This window comes from Porcipelethomonas sp., assembly GCF_051893655.1.
Lineage (GTDB): Bacteria > Bacillota > Clostridia > Oscillospirales > Ruminococcaceae > Porcipelethomonas.
Genome location: NZ_JBJFHN010000012.1, coordinates 1 through 4992, shown reverse-complemented (window position 1 = coordinate 4992; position 4992 = coordinate 1). Strand labels below are relative to the sequence as shown.

Sequence of the window (4992 nt, the reverse complement as noted above, 5' to 3'; positions counted from 1 at the left end):
AGAAAATTAAACAGTAAAAATCAGACCGTCAGGAATTCTCCTGGCGGTCTTTTTTCATTATTTCGTCTACAAGCATTGCCGAGCTTTAATGTGTAGAAAAAATATGAATATAAAAATAAGCAGTAGCACACTGGTAACATTTTGGCAACACTTTGTTAAACTATAACAAAAAATAACCTCGCAGATAACGTATCTACGAGGTTTAACTGGAGCTGTTTATCGGACTTGAACCGACGACCTCTTCCTTACCAAGGAAGTGCTCTGCCAACTGAGCTAAAACAGCACTAATGGTTGGGATAGGTGGATTCGAACCACCGGGATGACGGAGTCAAAGTCCGCTGCCTTACCACTTGGCTATATCCCATCAAACTGACTAAATTATTATACCAAAAATCGTTATATTTTTCAAGTGATTTTCCAAAAATAAATTCAGGTTTGTTATTTTCAACAATATTTCATCTGAATATTGCAGCATTATTAACAATTTATTGGAAATCAAAAATATTATCAAGATTAAATTTAATATATTATCTCCTGATTCAGACTGCTATTTCGAATATATTTATAACAGTTAACTAGTGAAATGTTATATATAAACAGAATATAGATTTTTTGTAAATATTCTATTAATAGCATAAAATATTGTTGACTTTTGTAAATTAATGGTATATAATATAAATATAGCCATGGTTAAATTATTTATTAAAAGGAGAAATTTATATGCCAAATTTTAAGTATGATGGCTTTATCGAAGTAGTTATTAAATCACAAAAAGGACCTTTAAGCGGGCAGAAAAATCGTTCCAGCGGAAATTATCTTTTTACAAGCGAAGCTTTTGCTCCTTGTAAGAAAGTAAAATGGAGCTGCCCAGAAGGTATTTCATTTAACGTTATGAAAGATCATAACGCAGCCAAAGATGAAACAATTCTAACTGGAGTATGCAATGGCTCTGTTACAGACTTACCGTCTGGTGAAGGAATATACATAGCCAACCCATCTGGAGCTGATTCCGAATTTGAGATAAGAGTTACAAAATTCGAATAATATTATAGATGAGGTAAGTAGAGCTTTCCAAAATTTGCTTTTATTTGCTGCTGTCACACTTTGGTGACGCACAAAAGCTTATAATTTAATTTAGACACATTATTTAAAGGTTTTTCCTTATAATGTGTCTATTTTTTTAGTAAAACAAATACAAAGACTAAAAATGAAACAAATAACATTAACTTTTTCTGATAAAATAGCAAAAGTTACATTTTTTCGTAAATACAACATAGTAAGATCAGTAATATAGTTAAATTGTAGACATTTCATAAATTGCTTGACATTTATGAAGTTATTTGGTATAATTTGTACATAAGATTTGTTGCTAAAATTAATTTGCATAAAAGAAGAAAGGAGCATTATATGCCAGTTTTAATTATACTCGGAATTCTGTCAGTTTATTTTGTAGCACACATATATGAATGGTTAACCACAAACACTCATGCGTTTACTAAGGATGAACTTGAAAAAATGAATAAAGAAATGGTCGGAAAGTCTCAACAAGAATGCAGACAAATTATAAGACGTTATAGCCAGAGTCGGTTGGATTACATTTTCAAAAGAAAGTGAAATGGTACAATGCAGTTTAATATTAATATAATAGAACAAACAATTAACAAAATATATCCAGCAAAATATTGATAATAGCTTGACAAAATGTAATTATATATGTATAATAGTAATAACCATTAAGAGTGCGTGAGAGACAAGCTCGTTGACCGCACAGCAACCTACTAAAAGCAAGGTGCTAAAGCTTGACCGATGGGTAAATTTGATATTTTCAGCCCATCGTTAACGATGGGTTTTTCTTATATCTTCTTGTGGTAATAATAATATTTTGGAGGTTCATAATGAATAATTTAAAAAACTTAGTAAAAGACAATTTGAAAACAGTATATGTATATCTGGCTAATGCAGATATTGCATATCGTTTCCTTCAAGATGCTGAAGAGGAAGGTTTTATTTTTTCAGACGGAACAAAACCAACAGAAAAAGAAATTGATGATTTTTTTGCAGTACATCCTAATTTAACAATTAACTATATTGGTTATATTGGTCGTATGGCTTATCAAAGTCATTCTGACAATATTATCAGACTTGATTATGAAAAATTCATTAATGGTGAAAGTGAGAATTAACATATTATATGCTAAAGCATTTATAATCGATGATTCAAATTATTATATAATTTAATAAAGACGGTAAGTTTAAATGAATAATAATAGTTTTTGGCATTCATTTACAACTTTGGACGATAAACGATTTGATTGTAATAGCGACGGCAATCTTAATTCTTTTGAAACAATGTTCAGAGATGCCCATCTTAAAGAAATGAATCAAAAAGTTAAACAGGCAACAAATAATAAACTGAATATAAAGAAAAAATAGCACTAATTTTATTATACATTTTATTATTTTTCCGTTTTTAATGAATGAAATTAAAAAAAAAGTCTATAATATTCACAATACAAATTATAAAAAAACGGAGAAAAAATATGAATAAACAAAAATGTGCAGTTATAGGCTGTGGTGCAGTCGGAGCAACAATAGCATTTGCACTTACTCAGCACAGTCTTTTTTCAGAGCTTGTTTTGATAGATTCAAACACTGCAAAAGCTCAGGGCGAAGCAATGGATTTAAGCCATGGTCTTCCTTTTACTCATCCTATGAAGGTATATGCGGGTGATTATAAGGATATATCAGACTGTTTTCTTATTATTATAACAGCTGGTACAGCTCAGAAGCCAAATGAAACCAGACTTGATATGGTTCATAAAAATGTAGAAATATTTAAAAATATTATACCAAATATAACAAAATATAATAATGAAGCTATTATTCTCGTAGTATCAAATCCGGTGGATATTTTAACATACTGTACTATTAAATTGTCCGGATTTCCTACTAACAGGGTTTTGGGCTCAGGAACAGTTCTTGATACAGCTCGGCTTAAATATCTTTTAAGTGAACATTTATGCGTTGACAGCAGAAGCATTCATGCATTTATTATTGGCGAACATGGTGACAGTGAGCTTGCGGTATGGAGCAGTGCAAATGTTTCAGGAATAGATCTGGAAGATTTTCATGGATTGTGTGCCAGCTGCCGGGATGTATCATTCAAGGATGTATATGAAGATGTAAGAGACAGTGCCTATGAAGTAATTGAACGAAAAGGAGCCACATACTACGGAATAGCAATGGCAGTTATGAGAATTGTTCTTTCAATAATAAGGGATGAACATTCCGTGCTTCCGGTGTCCTGTTTTGTGGACGGACATTACGGTCTTGAAGATCTTTGTATAGGAGTTCCGGCAATTGTGGGAAGCTCAGGTATTGAAAAGGTTCTTGATATTCCGCTTAGCAATGAGGAAAATGATAAACTTGCAGCTTCTGTAAAAACACTGAAAGGTGTTATTTCTAAACTGAAAATATAATTTTTAGCATCTCTTTATGAGGTGCTATTTATATTTACCTGTTACATTAAAGGAATAAAGCAAAAATATTTCGTTATATATTTTAAATATTCATTTTTTCTATTGACTTCTTTTACATGTTGTAGTATAATATTTATATTGCCGCTGTGGTGGAATAGGCAGACACAAGGGACTTAAAATCCCTCGGAGTAACATCCGTACCGGTTCAAGTCCGGTCAGCGGCACCAAAAAAGGTACAAATTTTGTATTTGTACCTTTTTTATTTTAATGTTTTGGAATTGTCAAGAAAAGTGCAGTCAGAAAACACCCAAAATCTTAAACAGGCAGATATCAGGCGGCGTGAGGAGAAAGCTCTCTGGAAGATCTGAGTGCCACAGGTGGGAGACCGTTTTCATTGAAGCTGTTGATTCTCTGGGTATTGTAATAACCGAATATGTATCTGAAGATAATGGATTTTACTTCATCACGTTTCATTTTGTATGTTGGCATCTGATACAGCTTCTCCTTTTTCAATGTGGCGAAAAAGCTCTCCATACGTGCATTATCATAACAATGAGCAGTTCCGCTGAGGCTCTGGACAAGTCCTGCTGATACAAGGGAACGACGGAAGGCATAGCTTGTATACTGGCAGCCCCTGTCACTGTGCAGGATTGTTCCATCGAGTCTGCCGTACTTTTCCCGAAGCTGTTTAACGGTATCTATGCAAAGTTCCTTCTTCATATTATCACGCATTTCAAGTGCGATTATTTCACCGTTGAAACAGTCAAGAACAGGCGAAATATAGAGCTTTCCGTCAGAACACTGTACTTCGGTGATATCAGTCAGGAGCTTCTTCAGCGGCTTCTCTGCACTGAAATCTCTCTTTATCAGATTCTCTCTGTCCTGTGTTACTGTGTCAGCTTTTGTAATACCGTGAGGTCTGCGATGCCTATGGACAAGTCCTGCTTCGCTCATAGTTCTGTATACAGTCCTGAGACTTACATGAGTTCCACGCTGTGATAATGCTGTCTGCATTCTTCTGACACCGTAATTTTTGTTATACGGGTGTTCTGATAATATGCCCTGTATTTTGACCAGAAGAAGCTGTCGTGCACCGGGTTTGCCCTGATTTCTGAGCCAGCGATAATAGCCTGATTCACTTATCTTCAGAAACCTGCATATCGCCTTCACGCCGTACTTACAGCGAAATTCGTTGACGAACAGGTGCCGTTCACTTGTCTTTACTTCTTCCGGTCTTTTGCGAAAAAACCGAGTGCATCCTTTAAAATATCATTGGCTTTTCTGAGTTCTGCATTTTCTCGTTCAAGCTCTCTGATACGTTTATCTGCTTCGGAGTCTGAAAGTTTTGGACGACTTAATGCTGCTTTTCTGTCTTTTCGCCAGTCGGCAAGTGTGTAATACTGTATTCCTAACTGCTGAGCAGCCTTTTTCAGTCCAATCTCGTCTGAAAGCTTCAATGCTTCCTCTTTGAACTCTTTACTGTACTTCATTTTTCATTTCCCTTTCTGGTTTT

The 4992-nt window shown here is 34.4% G+C and carries 5 protein-coding genes, 3 tRNA genes and 1 riboswitch; of the genes, 4 read left to right on the top strand and 4 right to left on the bottom strand.

The features are described 5' to 3' along the window. Positions 1–207 precede the first annotated feature (207 nt). Together ACI4WO_RS00495 and ACI4WO_RS00490 are read right to left on the bottom strand one after the other, a co-directional pair. A tRNA-Thr gene (locus ACI4WO_RS00495) sits at positions 208–283 on the bottom strand. Positions 284–288: 5 nt separating this feature from the next. Then, positions 289–364, bottom strand: a tRNA-Gln gene (locus ACI4WO_RS00490). Positions 365–720: 356 nt separating this feature from the next. On the opposite strand from ACI4WO_RS00490, the gene ACI4WO_RS00485 reads away from it, so the two are divergent. The 4 genes from ACI4WO_RS00485 to ACI4WO_RS00470 all read left to right on the top strand — a co-directional run bounded on the left by ACI4WO_RS00485 (position 721) and on the right by ACI4WO_RS00470 (position 3706). After that, complete coding sequence (locus tag ACI4WO_RS00485; protein ID WP_439805595.1) at positions 721–1044, top strand: hypothetical protein; 324 nt, start codon at positions 721–723, stop codon at positions 1042–1044. A 683-nt stretch (positions 1045–1727) separates the two neighbouring features. Then, a riboswitch (SAM riboswitch) is annotated at positions 1728–1849 on the top strand. A 46-nt stretch (positions 1850–1895) separates the two neighbouring features. Next, on the top strand, positions 1896–2183 hold the full coding sequence (locus ACI4WO_RS00480) for a hypothetical protein (protein WP_439805594.1): 288 nt from the start codon (positions 1896–1898) through the stop codon (positions 2181–2183). Between the two features lie 357 nt (positions 2184–2540). Then, entirely contained in the window at positions 2541–3479 is a 939-nt protein-coding gene (locus tag ACI4WO_RS00475) for an L-lactate dehydrogenase (protein ID WP_439805593.1), read from the top strand. A 140-nt stretch (positions 3480–3619) separates the two neighbouring features. Further along, positions 3620–3706, top strand: a tRNA-Leu gene (locus ACI4WO_RS00470). A gap of 103 nt (positions 3707–3809) precedes the next feature. Here ACI4WO_RS00470 and ACI4WO_RS00465 read toward each other — a convergent pair. Both ACI4WO_RS00465 and ACI4WO_RS00460 read right to left on the bottom strand, forming a co-directional pair. Beyond that, a complete protein-coding gene (locus ACI4WO_RS00465; RefSeq protein ID WP_439805596.1) occupies positions 3810–4682 on the bottom strand; it encodes an IS3 family transposase in 873 nt (290 codons plus the stop codon). Positions 4683–4699: 17 nt separating this feature from the next. Next, the gene (locus ACI4WO_RS00460) at positions 4700–4969 is read right to left on the bottom strand and encodes a transposase (protein WP_439805592.1); all 270 of its coding nucleotides are present in this window, start codon (positions 4967–4969) and stop codon (positions 4700–4702) included. Between the last annotated feature and the right edge of the window lie 23 nt (positions 4970–4992).